Genomic DNA, 530 nt, shown 5'->3' with positions numbered 1-530 from the left:
CGCCGCCGGCCATGGCGCCGATGGTGGTGGTGAGGCCGGGCGGCTGGGTATCGTCGATCTGGCGCGCGACGGCCACATGGTAGCCGTTGCCGACCTCGCCTTTGTGGCGGGCGGTGAGTGTCACGACGGCGGCTGCTGCGGCTGCGGTGAGCGGCAGGCCGGGCACCGCGTTGATGGCCGCTGCCGCCGCCGTCGCCGCCTGCGCGGCGGTCTGCCCGTTGCTGATGGCGAGCGGGATGCGCACGCTGCCGATGTAGAGCGCGAGAGGCCCGGCGAGCGTGGCGGCGCCGGCGAACGTGATGGTGCCGGTGGCGGCGATCCCGGTCGCGGCATCGGTGAGGCCGACCGCGTACAAATCGCCCGTCTTGTTGGCGCCCTTGTAGAACCGCACCATGTCGTCGCCGACGCTGCCGGCGCCGAACAGGCCCGCGCCCTGATCCTTGCGCGTGATGCGGTAGAGGCTCTTGGGCGTCGCCGTGCCGCTCGGGAGCTGCTGCACGAACAGGATGGTGCGCGCGGGATACGGCACG

Annotated in this window: 1 pseudogene; it reads right to left on the bottom strand. The window is 72.8% G+C overall.

The features are described from left to right. Nucleotides 1–530 (bottom strand): annotated as a pseudogene (locus tag V5F77_RS29095) (phage tail protein); the annotation flags it as partial.

The sequence above is a fragment of the Roseixanthobacter psychrophilus genome (genome assembly GCF_043195195.1).
Classification (GTDB): domain Bacteria; phylum Pseudomonadota; class Alphaproteobacteria; order Rhizobiales; family Xanthobacteraceae; genus NCEH01.
The sequence above is the reverse complement of the archived record's forward strand: the minus strand, read 5'-3'. Positions and strand labels throughout refer to the sequence as shown.